General features: G+C 63.6%; 16 protein-coding genes. 11 read left to right on the forward strand and 5 right to left on the reverse strand.

Annotation, left to right across the window (positions count from 1 at the left end):
- Positions 1 to 125 precede the first annotated feature (125 nt).
- The 9 genes from dnaK (at position 126) to E8A46_RS26240 (ending at position 7,823) form a co-directional block, all read left to right on the forward strand.
- Complete coding sequence (dnaK, locus tag E8A46_RS26200) at positions 126 to 2,027, forward strand: molecular chaperone DnaK (RefSeq protein ID WP_291567408.1); 1,902 nt, start codon at positions 126 to 128, stop codon at positions 2,025 to 2,027.
- A 141-nt stretch (positions 2,028 to 2,168) separates the two neighbouring features.
- The gene (gene dnaJ / locus E8A46_RS26205; protein ID WP_291567410.1) at positions 2,169 to 3,299 is read left to right on the forward strand and encodes a molecular chaperone DnaJ; all 1,131 of its coding nucleotides are present in this window, start codon (positions 2,169 to 2,171) and stop codon (positions 3,297 to 3,299) included.
- Positions 3,300 to 3,394: 95 nt separating this feature from the next.
- A complete protein-coding gene (locus tag E8A46_RS26210; protein ID WP_291567411.1) occupies positions 3,395 to 3,997 on the forward strand; it encodes an rRNA adenine N-6-methyltransferase family protein in 603 nt (200 codons plus the stop codon).
- A 42-nt stretch (positions 3,998 to 4,039) separates the two neighbouring features.
- On the forward strand, positions 4,040 to 4,618 hold the full coding sequence (locus E8A46_RS26215) for an NAD(P)H-dependent oxidoreductase (protein ID WP_291567413.1): 579 nt from the start codon (positions 4,040 to 4,042) through the stop codon (positions 4,616 to 4,618).
- A gap of 6 nt (positions 4,619 to 4,624) precedes the next feature.
- The gene (gene pyrF, locus E8A46_RS26220) at positions 4,625 to 5,335 is read left to right on the forward strand and encodes an orotidine-5'-phosphate decarboxylase (RefSeq protein ID WP_291567415.1); all 711 of its coding nucleotides are present in this window, start codon (positions 4,625 to 4,627) and stop codon (positions 5,333 to 5,335) included.
- Positions 5,336 to 5,355: 20 nt separating this feature from the next.
- Positions 5,356 to 5,658: a DUF1330 domain-containing protein gene (locus E8A46_RS26225; protein ID WP_291567417.1), complete on the forward strand. Its 303-nt coding sequence runs from the start codon at positions 5,356 to 5,358 to the stop codon at positions 5,656 to 5,658.
- 107 nt (positions 5,659 to 5,765) lie between these two features.
- Complete coding sequence (gene dapB / locus E8A46_RS26230; protein ID WP_291567419.1) at positions 5,766 to 6,581, forward strand: 4-hydroxy-tetrahydrodipicolinate reductase; 816 nt, start codon at positions 5,766 to 5,768, stop codon at positions 6,579 to 6,581.
- 91 nt (positions 6,582 to 6,672) lie between these two features.
- Positions 6,673 to 7,296 (forward strand): 2,3-bisphosphoglycerate-dependent phosphoglycerate mutase, encoded by a 624-nt coding sequence (locus tag E8A46_RS26235; protein ID WP_291567421.1) that lies wholly within the window; start codon positions 6,673 to 6,675, stop codon positions 7,294 to 7,296.
- Positions 7,293 to 7,823, forward strand: a complete 531-nt coding sequence (locus E8A46_RS26240; protein WP_291567424.1) for a GNAT family N-acetyltransferase — start codon at positions 7,293 to 7,295, stop codon at positions 7,821 to 7,823. Before E8A46_RS26235 ends, E8A46_RS26240 begins: the two co-directional genes overlap by 4 nt.
- 96 nt (positions 7,824 to 7,919) lie before the next feature.
- Here E8A46_RS26240 and E8A46_RS26245 read toward each other — a convergent pair whose 3' ends face one another.
- The gene (locus tag E8A46_RS26245; RefSeq protein WP_291567599.1) at positions 7,920 to 8,813 is read right to left on the reverse strand and encodes a bifunctional helix-turn-helix domain-containing protein/methylated-DNA--[protein]-cysteine S-methyltransferase; all 894 of its coding nucleotides are present in this window, start codon (positions 8,811 to 8,813) and stop codon (positions 7,920 to 7,922) included.
- 145 nt (positions 8,814 to 8,958) lie between these two features.
- On the reverse strand, positions 8,959 to 9,477 hold the full coding sequence (locus tag E8A46_RS26250; protein ID WP_291567426.1) for a DUF2244 domain-containing protein: 519 nt from the start codon (positions 9,475 to 9,477) through the stop codon (positions 8,959 to 8,961).
- Between the two features lie 22 nt (positions 9,478 to 9,499).
- Between E8A46_RS26250 and nth the strand changes: the two genes are divergently transcribed.
- Both nth and E8A46_RS26260 read left to right on the forward strand, forming a co-directional pair.
- Entirely contained in the window at positions 9,500 to 10,300 is an 801-nt protein-coding gene (gene nth, locus E8A46_RS26255; protein ID WP_291567429.1) for an endonuclease III, read from the forward strand.
- 204 nt (positions 10,301 to 10,504) lie between these two features.
- The gene (locus E8A46_RS26260) at positions 10,505 to 11,725 is read left to right on the forward strand and encodes an ABC transporter substrate-binding protein (RefSeq protein ID WP_291567431.1); all 1,221 of its coding nucleotides are present in this window, start codon (positions 10,505 to 10,507) and stop codon (positions 11,723 to 11,725) included.
- A 197-nt stretch (positions 11,726 to 11,922) separates the two neighbouring features.
- Here E8A46_RS26260 and E8A46_RS26265 read toward each other — a convergent pair whose 3' ends face one another.
- From E8A46_RS26265 to E8A46_RS26275, 3 genes are all read right to left on the reverse strand, one after another.
- The gene (locus tag E8A46_RS26265; RefSeq protein WP_291567433.1) at positions 11,923 to 12,582 is read right to left on the reverse strand and encodes a hypothetical protein; all 660 of its coding nucleotides are present in this window, start codon (positions 12,580 to 12,582) and stop codon (positions 11,923 to 11,925) included.
- Positions 12,583 to 12,844: 262 nt separating this feature from the next.
- Entirely contained in the window at positions 12,845 to 13,597 is a 753-nt protein-coding gene (locus tag E8A46_RS26270; RefSeq protein WP_291567435.1) for a sulfate transporter family protein, read from the reverse strand.
- A gap of 81 nt (positions 13,598 to 13,678) precedes the next feature.
- Positions 13,679 to 16,135, reverse strand: coding sequence for a heavy metal translocating P-type ATPase (locus tag E8A46_RS26275; RefSeq protein WP_291567437.1), 2,457 nt, complete (start codon positions 16,133 to 16,135; stop codon positions 13,679 to 13,681).
- Positions 16,136 to 16,189 lie beyond the last annotated feature (54 nt).

Here is a 16,189-nt window from a genome sequence, read left to right on the forward strand (position 1 = left end):
GCCCTGCCCCCCCTCCTATATGAGGCTCACCGTCGCAATATCGCGAGTATTTGATCGTTGGGGGTTTGGATTGGTGCGCCGTCAGGGCCCAGCCAACCTGCCGCAAAAAGAAGGATATGAGGACCATGGGAAAGGTCATTGGGATCGATCTCGGCACCACGAATTCGTGCGTCGCCGTAATGGATGGCAAGACAGCGAAAGTCATCGAAAACGCCGAGGGTATGCGAACGACCCCCTCGATCGTCGCCTTTAGCGACGATGGTGAGCGCCTGGTCGGCCAGCCCGCCAAGCGTCAGGCAGTGACCAATCCCGAGCGGACCTTCTTTGCGGTCAAGCGCCTTGTCGGCCGCCGCTACGACGATCCGATGGTCGAAAAGGACAAGAAGCTCGTCCCCTACAAGATCGTCAAGGCGTCCAATGGCGATGCCTGGGTCGAAGCCGACGGCAAAACCTATTCGCCCTCGCAGGTCTCCGCTTTCATTCTGCAGAAGATGAAGGAAACCGCGGAAGCCCATCTCGGCCAGAAGGTCGATCAGGCCGTCATCACCGTTCCCGCCTATTTCAACGACGCGCAACGTCAGGCCACCAAGGACGCCGGCAAGATCGCCGGCCTTGAAGTGCTGCGCATCATCAACGAGCCGACCGCGGCCGCCCTAGCCTACGGTCTCGACAAGTCGAAATCCGGCACCATCGCGGTGTACGACCTCGGCGGCGGTACCTTCGACGTCTCGATCCTCGAGATCGGCGACGGCGTGTTCGAGGTGAAGTCGACCAATGGCGATACGTTTTTGGGCGGCGAAGACTTCGACATGCGGCTGGTCAGCTATCTGGCCGATGAATTCCAGAAGGAGCAGGGCATCAACCTGCGCAACGACAAGCTTGCCTTGCAGCGGCTGAAAGAGGCCGCCGAAAAGGCCAAGATCGAGTTGTCCTCGACCACCCAGACCGAAATCAATCTGCCGTTCATCACCGCCGATCAGACCGGGCCGAAGCATCTGACGATGAAGCTGACGCGCGCCAAGTTCGAAGCGCTGGTCGACGATCTCGTCCAGAAGACCATCGAGCCCTGCCGCAAGGCGCTGAAGGATGCCGGCCTCACCGCCGGCGAGATCGGCGAAGTGGTGCTGGTCGGCGGCATGACCCGCATGCCGAAGGTCCAGGAAGTGGTGAAGCAGCTGTTCGGCAAGGAGCCGCACAAGGGCGTCAACCCCGACGAAGTCGTGGCCATTGGTGCCGCGATCCAGGCCGGCGTGCTGCAGGGCGACGTCAAGGACGTGCTGCTGCTCGACGTGACGCCGCTGTCGCTCGGCATCGAGACGCTGGGCGGCGTGTTCACCCGCATCATTGATCGCAACACCACGATCCCGACCAAGAAGAGCCAGGTGTTCTCGACCGCCGAGGACAACCAGAACGCCGTCACCATCCGCGTCTTCCAGGGCGAGCGTGAAATGGCGGCCGACAACAAGGTGCTTGGCCAGTTCGATCTGATGGGTATTCCACCCTCGCCGCGCGGCATGCCGCAAATCGAGGTGACCTTCGATATCGACGCCAACGGCATCGTCAACGTGTCGGCGAAGGACAAGGCGACCGGCAAGGAACAGCAGATCCGGATCCAGGCATCCGGCGGTCTGTCTGAGGCCGACATCCAGAAGATGGTCAAGGACGCCGAGGCCAACGCCGCCGAGGACAAGAAGCGCCGTGAGGCGGTCGACGCCAAGAACCACGCCGACGCGCTGGTGCATTCCACCGAGAAGGCGCTGGCCGAGCATGGCGCGAAGATCGCGGAAGGCGAGCGCCGCGCCATCGAGGACGCGGTGAGCGACTTGAAGGAAGCGCTGAAGGGCGAGGATGCCGAGGCGATCAAGACCAAGACCAACACGCTGGCCCAGGCTTCGATGAAGCTCGGCGAGGCGATGTACAAGCAGCAGGCCGAGAGCGACGCGGCCAAGGATGCGGCAAAGGACGACGTGGTCGACGCGGAGTTTACCGAGGTCGACGACGACAAGAACAACAAGAAGTCTGCTTAAAGGCTGACATCATGACCCTCATTCCGGCGGGCACGCAGGTCGCGTCTCGAAGGATGGGGGTCATTTTTCGTTAAGCCGGAGGCGGCATTGTGTGAGCCGCATTGCTTCGGGATCAGGATGAACTTCGGGCGGGTTTGACGGATGTCCACCAAGCGCTGCTATTACGAAACCCTTGAAGTCGAGCGGAACGCGGACGAATCCAAACTCAAGGCGGCCTTCCGCAAGCTCGCTATGAAATGGCATCCGGACAAGAATCCGGGCGATGCCAGCAGTGAAATCCGCTTCAAGGAAATCAACGAAGCCTACGAAGTCCTGAAAGACGGCGACAAGCGCGCCGCCTATGACCGGTTCGGCCATGCGGCGTTCGAGCAGGGCGGCGGCGGGGGTCCCGGCTTCGGCGCCGGCTTTGCCTCGTCATTTTCGGATATTTTCGAAGACCTGTTCGGCATGGCCGGGCAGCGCGGACGCGGCGGCGGGCGCGAGCGCGGCGCCGACTTGCGTTACAACATGGAAATCACGCTGGAGGAAGCCTACCTCGGCAAGACCGCCCAGATCGAGATTCCGGTTTCGGTCACCTGCGAATCCTGTTCGGGCACCGGCGCCAAGGCCGGCACCAAGCCGAAGACCTGCGCGATGTGCGGCGGGGCGGGACGGGTGCGGCAGGCCCAGGGATTTTTCACGCTGGAGCGAACCTGCCCGGGCTGCCAGGGCCGCGGCCAGATGATCGAAGACCCGTGCCCTTCATGTGTGGGCTCCGGGCGGGTGACGCGCGAGCGGAACCTGTCGGTCAATATCCCCCAAGGTGTCGAAGACGGGACGCGGATCCGGCTGGCCGGCGAAGGCGAGGCGGGTGTCCGCGGCGGGCCGCCCGGCGACCTCTATATCTTCCTGTCGCTCGCCAGCCACGAGTTCTTCCAGCGCGACGGCGCCGATCTGCATTGCCGTGTGCCGATCTCGATGGTGACGGCGGCGCTCGGGGGTGAGTTCGAGGTGCCGACCATCGACAAAGGCAAGACCAAGGTGAAGATACCTTCGGGAACCCAGTCCGGCCGGCGCTTTCGCATTGCATCAAAGGGGATGCCGGTGCTCCGCTCGCGACAGACCGGCGACATGTACGTCCAGGTCGCGGTCGAAACGCCGCAGAATCTGACCAAGAAGCAGCAGGAATTGCTGGCCGAGTTCGAAAAATTATCCTCCGGTGCAACCCAGCCCGAGGCTGCGGGTTTCTTCACCAAGGTCAAGGACTTCTTCGGCACCCGCGCCAATAGCTGAAGCGCGTTTTGCTTGACCGTATCGCCTGCTACCTATACGTCTTTATGACTATTTTCTGACACTGCCGCCTGAGCGCGGTCCCGCCTGGTAGCGACATGCCTCTGCAATCGTCCGTGCGTGCGTTGAAAAAGCCTCCTCGTCTCGACGATGAGGTGCGTTTTCTTCGTTCATGGATCGAGAAGCCGCTGCACATGGGCGCCGTGATGCCTTCGGGACGGGTGCTGGCGCGCACCATGGCCCAGTATGTCGACATCGATTCCACCGGCCCGGTCGTCGAGCTTGGGCCCGGCACCGGCGCGATCACCAACGCGCTGATCGAGCGCGGCGTCGATCAGAAGCGTCTGGTACTGGTCGAATATAATCCAGGCTTCTGCGCGCTGCTGCGCGATCGCTATCCGCTCGCCAAGGTGGTGCAGGGCGACGCCTATGCGTTGCGCGACTCGCTGTGGAACGTGCTGAACACGCCGGCATCGGCGGTCGTGTCCGGCCTGCCGCTCGTCACCAAGCCGATGCTGACGCGCCTGAAATTGATTCGCGATGCCTTCCTGGCGCTGGCGCCGGGTGCGCCGTTCGTGCAGTTCACCTATTCGGTCGCGCCGCCGATCCCGAAGTCGCTGCCGGGCGTCTCCACGGAAGCTTCCGAGCGCATCTGGATGAACCTTCCGCCGGCCCGCGTCTGGGTGTATCGGAAGCACTGACCCTTCGCCGTGCGGAGGGTTCGTCCTGAACCGATTTAGACCATGTCCGCGCTGAAAATCCTCGTGATCCCAGGTTCGCTCCGCACCGGCTCGCTCAATGCGAGGCTGGCGGCGGCCGCCGCGGACCAATTCGCGCAGGCCGGCGTCGAGGTCTCACGCATATCGCTCGCCGATTTTCCGCTGCCGATTTATGACGGTGACTTGCAGACCAGATCCGGCGTGCCGAAGAACGCGGTCAATCTCAAGCGCATGATCGGCGTCCATCATGGCGTCCTGATCGTGACGCCGGAATACAACGCATCGGTGCCGCCGCTGGTCAAGAATGCCATCGACTGGGTAAGCCGCGTGCAGGACCCGCACGAAACCCGCGGCCAGGTGTTTCGCGAGCGTGCGTTTGCGATCGCGGCGGCTTCGGACAACCGGCTCGGCGGAACGCGGTCGCTGGCGGCGCTGCGCCTGATCCTGTCCGCCTGCCATGCCATGGTGATTCCGAACCAGCTCGCGCTGTCATTCGCGTCGGAAGCCTATGATGATATGGACAGGTTGAAACATCCGGCCGATATCGAGGCGCTCGGCGCGCTGGTGCGGCAGTTGATCGAATTTTCCCAGCGCCTGATGTGAGGTGACATGCAGCCATCGACCATCGCTCCCCGCGACCGCCTGATCGTGGCGCTCGATCTGCCCGGCACGGCGCCCGCGGAAGCGATGATTGCCCGGCTCGGCGACAGTGTCACGTTCTACAAGATCGGCTATCAGCTCGCTTACGCGGGCGGACTTTCGCTGGTCCGTCAGCTGACCGAGAACGGCAAGAAAGTGTTCGTCGATCTCAAGCTGCACGACATCAGCAACACGGTGGCGCGCGGCGTCGAGAGCCTCGCTGCCCTCGGCGCGACATTCCTGACCGTGCACGCCTATCCGCAGACCATGAAGGCGGCGGTGGAAGCGCGCGCGGGGTCGGACCTGAAAATCCTCGCCGTCACCGTGCTGACCTCCTATGACGATGCCGATCTGCAAGCCGCGGGCTATCGCCTTTCGGTCTCCGATCTGGTCGAGGCCCGCGCCCGGCAGGCACAGGCGCTCGGCGTCGATGGGCTGGTGTGCTCGCCCGAAGAGGCGGTCGCCTTGCGCCAGATCGTGGGTCGCAGCATGAGTCTCGTGACCCCCGGCATCCGGCCGGCGGGCACCCCGAGCGGCGACCAGAAGCGGATCATGACGCCGCAGCGCGCCATTGCGGCCGGCGCGGATTATCTGGTGGTCGGGCGGCCGGTGGTGGAAGCCGCCGATCCCAAGGCGGCGGCCGAGGCCATCCAGGCCGAGATCGCACAGGCGCTGGGCTGAACAAAAAGGAGAAGCGCAAGATGGCGAAAGGCTACTGGATTGCGCGTATCGATGTTCACAACATGGACGGCTACAAGGACTATGTCGCGCAGAACGGCGCGGTATTTGCAAAATTCGGCGCCAAATTTCTGGTCCGCGGCGGCAAGCATGTGCCCAAGGAAGGCTCGTCGCGCGCGCGCAACGTGGTGCTGGAGTTCAAGGACTACGAGACCGCGATCGCCTGCTATAATTCACCCGAATATGTCCGCCTGGTCGCGCTGCGCAGTCCCCATGCCGAGAGCGATCTCGTGATCATCGAGGGCTATGACGGGCCGCAGCCGTAAAGTGCCGTCTGCCCTTTCGGGACGACGCCCGCCATGACGGTGGGTAACGCCCGATCGGTTGCCGGAACTGCCCGCCCCGGTTATACGGCTTGGGTGAGGTCTGAAAAATGTCCGACATGCGCTTGATCGTTGCGGGAGCCGGCGGCCGGATGGGCCGCGCGCTGACACGCGTCATCTCCGAGACCAAAGGCGCGGTGCTGGCCGGCGCGCTGGAGGCACCCGGTTCTGAACTGCTGGGCAAGGATGCCGGCGTGCTGGCGGGCCTGCCCGCCAATGGCGTCCAGCTGTCGGCGGACCTGTGGACCATGTCGGCCAATGCGGATGGCATCCTCGACTTCACCGTGCCGGCCGCGACTATCGCCAACGTCGCCATCGCCGCCGAGCGCGGCATCGTGCACATCATCGGCACCACCGGGCTCTCGGGATCGGACGACGCCGTGATCAAGAGCGTCACCTCGCGCGCCATCGTCGTCAAGTCGGGCAATATGAGCCTCGGCGTCAATCTGCTGGCGGCGCTGGTGAAGCGGGTGGCGCAATCGCTGGACGAGGGCTTCGACATCGAGATCCTGGAAATGCATCACCGCGCCAAGATCGATGCGCCGTCGGGCACCGCCTTGATGCTGGGCGAGGCCGCCGCCGCCGGCCGCAAGATTGCGCTCGAGGCGCATTCGGCGCGCGGACGCGACGGCGTCACCGGCGCGCGCCGGATCGGCGACATCGGTTTTGCATCCCTGCGCGGCGGCACCGTCACCGGCGATCACAGCGTGATCTTCGCGGGCCCCATGGAGCGCATCGAACTGACGCACCGGGCCGAGGACCGCACGATGTTCGCGCAGGGCGCCATCAAGGCCGCGCTGTGGGCACGCGGCAAGAAGGCCGGACTGTACGCGATGGCCGATGTGCTCGGGCTCGGCGATTTCTAGAGCATGATCCGGAAAAGTGGGAACCGGTTTTCCGAAAAGATCATGCTCAAACAAAGAGTCTGAATATCTCGATTCGAACGGAAACCTGGAAATGAGCGATCGACTTCTTGTGCTGGTGCGTCACGGCCAGAGCGAATGGAATCTGAAAAATCTCTTCACCGGCTGGAAGGATCCCGACCTGACGGAGAAGGGGATTACCGAAGCCAAGGATGCCGGCCGCAAGCTGAAGGCGCAGGGGTTGTCGTTCGACATCGCCTTCACCTCGGCGCTTCTGCGCGCGCAGCACACGCTGGACCTGACGCTCGCCGAGCTTGGCCAGAGCGGCATTCCGGTTCGCAGGCACCTGGCGCTCAACGAGCGCGACTACGGCGATCTGTCCGGCCTCAACAAGGACGAAGCCCGCAAGAAATGGGGCGAGGAACAGGTGCACGTCTGGCGCCGTTCCTATGACGTGCCGCCGCCCGGCGGCGAAAGCCTGAAGGACACGCTGGCGCGGACGCTGCCTTATTACGTGCAGGAGATCCTGCCGTGCGTGCTGCGCGGCGAGCGCACCCTGGTCGCGGCCCATGGCAATTCGCTGCGCGCGCTGATCATGGTGCTGGAAAAGCTTTCGCCGGAAGGCATTCTGGCGCGCGAATTGGCGACCGGCGTTCCCATCATCTACCGGCTGAACGCGGATTCCACGGTCGCCTCGAAGCTCGATCTGGCGGCGTGAGCGCCGGCGCGGAGATCATTTCGCTTTCGGCGCCGGTCGCGCAGCCGGCGCTGGAGCAGCTGGCCGATGTGCTGGTCGACTGTGTCGAGGGCGGCGCCAGCGTCAGCTTCATGTCGCCGTTCTCGCGCGATTCCGCGCTGGGCTTTTTCCGCAAGGTCGAGCGCTCGGTCGCCGCAGGCGACACCGTGTTGCTGGCGGCCAGGCTCGACGGCACCATCGTAGGCACCGTGCAGCTCGGCCTCGATACGCCGCCTAACCAGCCGCACCGCGCCGACATCCAGAAAATGCTGGTGCATCGCTCCGCGCGCGGCCGCGGCATCGGCGCGGCGTTGATGGCAGAGGTGGAGGAGGAAGCGCGGCGGTGCGGCCGCTGGCTTCTCGTGCTCGATACCGTTCCCGGCGAAAATGGCCACCGGCTCTACCTCCGCGCCGGCTGGACGCAGAGCGGGATCGTTCCGGATTATGCGCTGTTTCCCGATGGCCGGCCTTGCGACACCGCCTTCATGTGGAAAAGGCTGGATCGGTGATGCTTGCCGTCATCCCGGGGCGATGCGAAGCATCGAACCCGGAATCTCGAGATTCCGGGTCTGGTCCTTCGGACCATCCCGGAATGACGAATAGTCCTAATGCACCCCAACCTGGCCGGCTTCCCAGCCGATCATCGCCTGCTTGCGGGTGATGCCCCAGTGATAGCCGGTCAGCGCGCCGCTCTTGCCGAGCGCGCGGTGGCAGGGAACCACGAAGGAGATCGGATTCTTGCCGACCGCAGCCCCGACCGCGCGTGACGCCTTGGGGCTTTTGATCCTGGCCGCGATGTCGGAATAGCAGACCGCGCGGCCCATCGGGATTTTCAGCAGCGTCTCCCACACCCGGACCTCGAAATCGGTGCCGATCAGGACGACGCGCAGCGGCTGGTCCGCCCGCCAGAGCTTTGTATCGAAGATGCGCAGCGCCAGGCCGGCGGTCGCGGCACGGTCCTCGATATAGGTCGCGCGCGGCCAGCGCCGCTGCATGTCGGCGAGCGCCGCCGGCTCCTCGCCGGGATCGGCAAACGCCAGACCGGCCAACCCGCGCCCGCTGGCGATCACGATCGCCGTGCCGAACGGGGACGGATGAAATCCAAACCGCAGCGTCATGCCGGCGCCGCCGTTCTTCCATTCGCCCGGCGACATCGCCTCATGGGTGACGAACAGATCGTGCAGCCGCCCCGGGCCTGAAAGTCCGGAGTCGAGCGCGGCGTCGAGCACGCTGGCGGAATCGCGCAACAGGCCCTTGGCATGGTCGAGCGTCAGCGCCTGCATGAAGGCTTTTGGCGTCAGCCCGGCCCAGCGGCGAAACAAATGGTGCAGCTCGTCGGGCGTGACGCCGGCCGCATCCGCCATCGATTCGATGGTCGGTTGCGCGCGCCAGTGCTCCGAGATGAAGGCGATGGCGCGCCGCACCGAATCATAGTCGCGAAGCGCGGCGTTCTGGGATCCCGGGCCGGTCAGGTGCCGATCGTGGATTGCGAGGTTCATGTCGTCATTCATGGCAAGGTTCATCATGCCATGGATGTAGGCCGGCGGCTGGGTTCAAACCACCCGATTCCCGACTTCCATTCACGTAGCGTTTTCAAGCGAAGTGGGTACCGGTTCGCGCAAAGAAAACGCGTCAGAAAACGACTCACACCACAGGATTATAGCTCGGGCCACGCCGGGCGGCCCGCAGGGCTTCCGATAAAGCCTTGGCAAAGCTTGCTTTTTCGTCCGGACCCAGGAAGCTTGCGACGGCGAAGCGGCGGCCTTTTGAAACCAGATAAAGCTTCTCGATGCCGAATTCGGCGTGGATTTCGCGATCGAGCTGCACCCACAGCGGATTGAGCACGAATTCGACCACATGGCCGCGGTGGCTGACCCGGCGAACGCGAAGTTCGGACGGCGTCACCAGGATTTCCTCGCTCGCTTTGGCGCGGCGGAAATTGACCCGGAACGCCCAGTAGATAGCCAAAAGATCGAGGCCGAAAAAGCCGAGCACCGGCCAGGCGCCCATCAGCAGGAAGGCGAGGCCCGCCGCGAAACTGATCACGCTGACAAACGCCATCACCACCAGAAAGCCGGTGCGATTGAGCGAGCGGTGCGGCGTCAGCAGCGCGGAGAATATTTCCGGCGCCTCTTCCGGATCAAAATCATTGCCTGCGGTCATTGCGGGTCAGTATACCCGGAAGATGTCGAAAATCACCCGCAGACCTCTGCCCAAATCGAAGTCAGGCGTGGCCAAGCGCGCCGGGAACTCCAAGCCGCGCGCGGCGGCTATGCCGAAGCGCGGTAAAGCAGCCGCAAAGGCCACGACCAAATCGGGGCCATCGCGCGCGGCGGCAAACAAACCAAAGCCATGGACTTCGACTGAAGTCCGCGAGGCCTTCAGCCGCTTTCGCAAAGCCAATCCCGAGCCGAAGGGCGAGCTCGAACACCTCAATCCCTTCACGCTGCTGGTTGCGGTGGTGCTGTCGGCACAGGCGACCGATGCCGGCGTCAACAAGGCGACGCGCGCTTTGTTTGAGGTCGCCGACACGCCGCAAAAGATGCTGGCGCTCGGCGAGGAGAAAGTGCGCGACTACATCAGGACCATCGGGCTTTACCGCAACAAGGCGAGGAACGTCATCGCGCTGTCGGAAAAATTGATCGCTGAGTTCGGCGGCGAAGTGCCGCGCACCCGCGCCGAGCTCGAATCGTTGCCGGGCGCCGGGCGCAAGACCGCCAATGTCGTGCTCAACATGGCGTTCGGCGAGCACACCATGGCGGTGGATACCCACGTGTTTCGCGTCGCCAATCGCACCGGGCTGGCGCCAGGGAATACGCCGCTCGAGGTCGAACTCGGCCTTGAGCGGGTGATCCCGGCCGAATTCATGCTGCACGCCCACCACTGGCTGATCCTGCACGGCCGCTACACCTGCCTCGCCCGCAAGCCACGCTGCGAAGTCTGCCTGATCAACGATCTCTGCCGCTGGCCGGAGAAGACGGTGTGAAATCCCATCCTCAAGCGCCGCGCTGGCGAGGCATCCCGAAGGATGGGCAACGTCCCTCAAAGCGCGCGCGAAGACGCGGCTCCCGTGAAGCGCTGATCGGCACGCTCCCGTCGCTCGCCACCTTGTGCCCGGATAAGGCCGAGCTTACGCTCCGCATGCGCGCCAAGGCCTCAATCAAGGGCCGCGTATAAGGGGGAGGACACCATGCGATTTCGGCTTGTGCTTGAAATTGTGCTTGGTTCGGCTTTGGCCGCCGTGAGCCTTGGGATGACGGGTGCGCGCGCGCAGATCTCCGACAATGTCGTCAAAATCGGCGTGCTCAACGATCAATCGGGCCTCTATGCCGATCTCGGAGGCCCGGGCTCCGTCGTGGCCGCGCGGATGGCGGTGGAGGATGCCGGGGGCACCGTACTCGGCAAGCCGGTCGAGATCGTGGTCGCCGATCATCAGAACAAGTCCGACGTCGGCGCCGCCGTCGCGCGGGAATGGTTCGAGGTCGGCAAGGTCGACATGGCGATCGGATTTGACCATTCGGCCGTAGCCCTTGCGGTCGAGCAGCTCGCCGCCGATAAAAACCGGATCGCGATTGCCGGCGCCGTGGGCAGCACCGCCTTTACCGGCAAGTCCTGCACGCCGACCGAGGCATCCTGGATCTACGACAGCTACGCGCTCACCACGAGCCTTGCGAAGGCGATCGTGGCCGAAGGGCGCGATACCTGGTTCTTCATCACCGTCGATTACGCCTTCGGCCATTCGCTGGAGGCCGATGCGACCGCCGCGGTCAAGGCCGCCGGCGGCAAGGTGCTCGGCAGCGTCCGTCATCCCCTCAACACCGCGGATTTCAGTTCCTATCTGCTGCAGGCGCAGGCCTCCGGCGCTAAGGTGGTGGCCTTCGCCAATGGCGGCGGCGACATGGTCAACGCCACCAAGCAGGCCAACGAGTTCGGCCTGACGAAAAACCAGACCATCGTCTCGCTGCTGGTTTTCATTTCCGATGTGCACAGCATGGAGCTTCAGGCGGCGCAGGGTTTGAAATTCGTCACCGCGTTCTACTGGGATCGCGACGAGGAAACCCGCGCATGGTCGAAGCGTTTCTTTGAGCGGCAGGGCCGGATGCCGACCATGCCTCAGGCCGCCGTCTATTCGGCGATCCGCCATTATCTCGCTGCCATTGCCGCCGCCGGCACCGACGAGGCCAAGGCGGTGATGGCGAAGATGCGCGAGCGGCCGGTCAACGACTTCTACGTCAGGAACGGACATCTGCGCGAGGACGGCCGTCTGGTTCACGACATGTATTTTGCGCAGGTGAAAACGCCGTCGGAATCCAAAGGACCCTGGGATTATTACAAGATCCTCGCCACCATCCCGGGCGATCAGGCGTTTCGCCCATTGGCGGAGGGCGGCTGCCCGCTGGTGGCGCATTGACCGGGGCTTGAACCGATAAATTCAGAGTGGTCGGCGGACGTCCGCCTTCGTGCGCATTCCGGACATTGCGTGAGGTCCGAAAAGTGCCCAATAGGCGACATCTCCGCGTCGAAGCGGCCAAGAAACTGAGGTATCTTCAAGCGAAAACAACACCGCGAACAAACGGCACCAGCGCAGGACGTTGGGTCCGGTGGTTATCAGCGTCCGAAAAGGTTCGCCCGGAGTTTTTCTAAATGTGATGGCGGAAGCGTTTTAGCGGCGGCGATGAGTGTAGCCACCAATATGTCATGTGGGTCTGACGCGGTCGCACCGGAATGCTTTTCGTGCACGTCGTTAGGAACGTTGATCCGCATCTTTGTGCTGGGAGCCTTACCGTAGCTAGCTAGGAATCCGTAAAGGGCTGAACTCAGTTGGGTGCCAAGTTCGGACTCCGGGTCAACCGCTGTGAACCACTGCTGAAGCTGCGCTTCGGTCCGACGTCCATCGCGATCCTCCGCTGTGTCGATATATCCCTCAGCGGTCATTCTGTCATAGCCTACAAACTTCGATGGTCCGAACCGCCACTGTCCTTCGTCATCCTGATACGCATACCAAGATCGCGCATAGGCCAGTCGCTTCTGCAGCGCACGGCTCTTTTCAACTTCCTCGCCGAAGCGGGCAATGTTGGAAAGGACGCCGGGTAAGTCTGAGGCCACCACGTATGGTTTGCATCCCTCGCCCCAGTGCGCGAGGTTAGTGCGCGGAGTGTGCGGCGATGGGGCCAGGACTTCCCTGCCAAAATCGACAATTCTAGTAAGAAGATCAGCAGATTCTGCCGCACTAGAGGGTGCGTGTTCCGGTTTGGGCTTATCGAGCATTGGCACATCTCCTTCAATTACTTCTCCGAAGAAGATGTATAATACTCTTGGCCAACTTATGCAACATATAGCAGGAACAAAATGAACTAGACATGATGCCGTATCGCCAAATGCCGAGGTCGAGCGGGATGACCACCATGACCTTTTCGGGTCATTCGCGCCGATTTAGGTGCATTCGCGTCATGTCCGTTAAGGGGCCAATCTCGAAAATGCCGCCCGCACCGCTCGTCGCTTCGTAACGTGTTTCTCACTGTGAGAGAGGTCACGCCACCGGCAATCCGGTCTTGCGCGAAGGCTCGATCAGTTCCGGCCGTGGCCCGCTCAGGCGCTTGTGCATGTGGACCATAAACGCCATGCCGAACAATGGCGTCGCCAGATTGACGATCGGGATCGAGACAAAGGCCGCGATGATCAGGCCGGCGGTGAAAATCGTGGCGGCGTTGTCCTTGCGCATCGCCTTGGCTTCCTCGGGGGGTCGAAACCGCATCGCCGCGAGCTCGAAATATTCCCGCCCCAACAGCCACGCGGTGGCGATGAAGAACGCCAGGAAGCCGGCGCCGGCGATGAATACGAACGGCAAAGCGATCAGATAGACCAGGATGGTCAGCAGCGCGGTCTTGACGCCCTCGGTCATGGCGAGGCCGAACGGCAATGCCGTGCCGGGACGCTCGGCCGGATAATGCTCGCGCTCGACATGGTCGGCGACCTCGTCGACGAACACGCTCGCCACCAGCGAGGTGATCGCGGGCATCAGCATGACGGCGCCGAACACGACGCCGAGACCGGCGGCGATCGAGACGATCCAGGAAAGGATGTTGAGCGGCGTCTGGAAGCCGGGGCCCAGCATCGCCTCGGCCCAGCCTTCCCCGGAGGTCGCAAACCAGCTCAACAGCCGTTGCAGGCCGATCGCCAGCACCACGATCAATACCAAGGCAAGCCCGACCGATCGCCACAGAATCGAGCGCATCGGCGGCGACAGGATTTGCGACAGCGCCTTGATGGCGGCATCCAGCATGATGGTTTTATCCTAAAGCGTAGCCTCTCACGAGAGCTAGACACGGCCGGTGGGTTCGGCAAGAGCGCGCGGTGGGCCCAATCACAGCCGCGTCACGCGCAGGCGCAAGGCATTGCCGACGACGCTCACCGACGACAGCGCCATCGCCGCCGCGGCAATGATCGGTGAGAGCAGGATACCGAAGCTGGGATAGAGGATGCCCGCGGCGATAGGAATCCCGGCGGCGTTGTAGATGAACGCGAAGAACAGATTCTGCCGGATGTTGCTCATGGTGGCCTGCGACAGCCGGCGTGCGCGAACGATGCCGCCCAGGTCGCCTCCGAGCAGGGTAATGCCGGCGCTCTCCATGGCGACGTCGGTGCCGGTGCCCATGGCGATGCCGACTTCCGCGGCGGCCAGCGCCGGGGCGTCGTTGACGCCATCTCCGGCCATGGCGACGATCCGCCCGGCTTTCTGCAGCCTGGCGACAACGGCGCTCTTCTGATCGGGCAGGACCTCGGCCTCGACATCGTCGATTCCGAGTTGTCGTGCGATCGCATTTGCCGTGGTCCGGTTGTCGCCGGTCAGCATGATGACCTTGATGCCTTCGGCTGCCAGCGCCTTCAGCGCGTCCGGCGTCGACGCCTTAACGGGATCGGCGATGGTGAACAGCCCCGCCAGCTTGCCGTCGATTGCGATATTGATGACGGTGGCGCCATCGCCGCGCAGGCGCTCGCCTCGCTCGTTCAGCGATTGGGTTTCGATCCCGAGCGAGCTCAGGAAGTTCGAGTTGCCGAGCAGGATAGTCTTGCCGTCGACCTTGCCGGTCGCGCCCATGCCGGTCGGCGAATCGAATTCTTCGACCTTGCCGAAATCCAGATTGCGCTCCTTCGCGCTTCGCACGATCGCATCGGCGAGAGGATGCTCGCTGGCGCGCTCGACGCTGGCGGCCAGCCGCAGGATCTCGTTCTCGTCAAATCCCGCCGCCGGAACGATAGAAACGACCTTCGGTTTGCCCTCGGTCAGCGTTCCCGTCTTGTCGACCACCAGGGTGTCGATCTTTTCCATGCGCTCCAGCGCCTCGGCGTTCTTGATCAGCACGCCGGCTTGCGCCCCGCGCCCGACGCCAACCATGATCGACATCGGCGTGGCGAGGCCGAGCGCGCAGGGGCAGGCGATGATCAGCACGCTGACGGCGGCGACCAGGCCGAATGCCAATCGGGGTTCCGGTCCGAACCAGGCCCAGGCGCCAAAGGCGATCAGCGCCGCGACGATCACGACGGGCACGAACCAGCCGGAAACCTGGTCGGCCAGCCGCTGGATCGGCGCGCGCGAGCGCTGCGCCTCCGCCACCATCTTGACGATCTGCGAAAGCAGGGTATCGCGCCCGACCTTGTCGGCGCGCATCACAAAGCCGCCGGATTGGTTGAGCGTCCCCGCGATCACCTTGCCGTCCACTTCCTTGGTGACGGGCATGGATTCGCCGGTCACCAGGGACTCGTCGAGCGAGGAGCGGCCTTCAAGGATGACGCCGTCCACCGGCACTTTTTCTCCCGGCCGGACGCGCAATCGATCACCCACCTTCAGGCTCTCGATCTGGACTTCATGGTCGGCGCCATCCTCGCCGATGCGGCGGGCGGTTTTGGGCGCCAGTTGCAGAAGCGCCTTGATCGCCCCGGAGGTCGCCTCGCGGGCGCGCAGTTCGAGAACCTGGCCCAGCAGAACCAGAACCGTGATGACAGCGGCAGCTTCAAAGTAAACGGCAACCGCGCCGCCATGGCCGCGGAAGGTCGCCGGAAAGATGTCGGGCGCGATCGTCCCAATCAGGCTGTATCCATAGGCCACACCTGTGCCCATGGCGATCAGGGTGAACATGTTGAGATTGCGGGTCAGCAGCGATTGCCAGCCACGGACGAAGAACGGCCAGCCCGCCCAGATCACAACGGGTGTCGCGAACACCAGCTGAATCCAGTTCGACAGGGTCGGATCGACCCAGCCGTGACCGCCAACGAGATGACCGCCCATTTCCAGGACAACCGCAGGCAGCGAAAGTACGAGGCCGATCCAGAAGCGCCGCGTCATGTCGGCCAATTCGGGATTGGGCGGCGCATCCAGGCTGGCCACCTCGGGCTCCAGTGCCATGCCGCAGATCGGACAGCTTCCGGGACCGACCTGACGGATCTGCGGATGCATCGGGCAGGTGTAGACCGTGCCCTCCGGCGCGGCGGCTGTCGGCTCGCTGTTGTCGAGATATGCCTTCGGATCGGCGGCGAATTTGGTTCGGCAGCCGGCCGAGCAGAAATGAAAGGTTTCGCCGCCGAAGTCGAACCGGTGTTGGCTGGTCGCGGGATCGACAGTCATTCCGCAGACGGGGTCACGTACGGCGGCCTTGCTGCCGGACTGCTGGCCATCATGGCCATGGGCAGAATGATCATGGCCGCCGCCGCAGCATCCCGCCTTCGCCGTTTCCTCGGGTTGAGTGGCCGTGGCCTGGGACGAGCAGCCGCAGCCGGAACCCTTGGAAGCGCCGCCTGGATTTCCGTTTTCGGTCGTGGTCATTGAATTCTCCATCGTGCCGCTTGCAACCTATACCCGGTAGGGGTATATAGGCGC

Origin of the sequence: Bradyrhizobium sp. (assembly GCF_004799445.1) — a bacterium.
Classification (GTDB): Bacteria; Pseudomonadota; Alphaproteobacteria; order Rhizobiales; family Xanthobacteraceae; genus Bradyrhizobium.

Coding starts and splice junctions, on each gene's coding strand:
- E8A46_RS26265 (WP_291567433.1), bottom strand. CDS start 12,582: ATGCTCGATAAGCCCAAACCGGAACACGCACCCTCTAGTGCGGCAGAA.
- dnaJ (WP_291567410.1), top strand. CDS start 2,169: ATGTCCACCAAGCGCTGCTATTACGAAACCCTTGAAGTCGAGCGGAAC.
- nth (WP_291567429.1), top strand. CDS start 9,500: ATGTCGAAAATCACCCGCAGACCTCTGCCCAAATCGAAGTCAGGCGTG.
- E8A46_RS26225 (WP_291567417.1), top strand. CDS start 5,356: ATGGCGAAAGGCTACTGGATTGCGCGTATCGATGTTCACAACATGGAC.
- E8A46_RS26275 (WP_291567437.1), bottom strand. CDS start 16,135: ATGACCACGACCGAAAACGGAAATCCAGGCGGCGCTTCCAAGGGTTCC.
- E8A46_RS26250 (WP_291567426.1), bottom strand. CDS start 9,477: ATGACCGCAGGCAATGATTTTGATCCGGAAGAGGCGCCGGAAATATTC.
- E8A46_RS26270 (WP_291567435.1), bottom strand. CDS start 13,597: ATGCTGGATGCCGCCATCAAGGCGCTGTCGCAAATCCTGTCGCCGCCG.
- E8A46_RS26260 (WP_291567431.1), top strand. CDS start 10,505: ATGCGATTTCGGCTTGTGCTTGAAATTGTGCTTGGTTCGGCTTTGGCC.
- dnaK (WP_291567408.1), top strand. CDS start 126: ATGGGAAAGGTCATTGGGATCGATCTCGGCACCACGAATTCGTGCGTC.
- E8A46_RS26210 (WP_291567411.1), top strand. CDS start 3,395: ATGCCTCTGCAATCGTCCGTGCGTGCGTTGAAAAAGCCTCCTCGTCTC.
- E8A46_RS26215 (WP_291567413.1), top strand. CDS start 4,040: ATGTCCGCGCTGAAAATCCTCGTGATCCCAGGTTCGCTCCGCACCGGC.
- E8A46_RS26245 (WP_291567599.1), bottom strand. CDS start 8,813: ATGAACCTCGCAATCCACGATCGGCACCTGACCGGCCCGGGATCCCAG.
- E8A46_RS26235 (WP_291567421.1), top strand. CDS start 6,673: ATGAGCGATCGACTTCTTGTGCTGGTGCGTCACGGCCAGAGCGAATGG.
- pyrF (WP_291567415.1), top strand. CDS start 4,625: ATGCAGCCATCGACCATCGCTCCCCGCGACCGCCTGATCGTGGCGCTC.
- dapB (WP_291567419.1), top strand. CDS start 5,766: ATGTCCGACATGCGCTTGATCGTTGCGGGAGCCGGCGGCCGGATGGGC.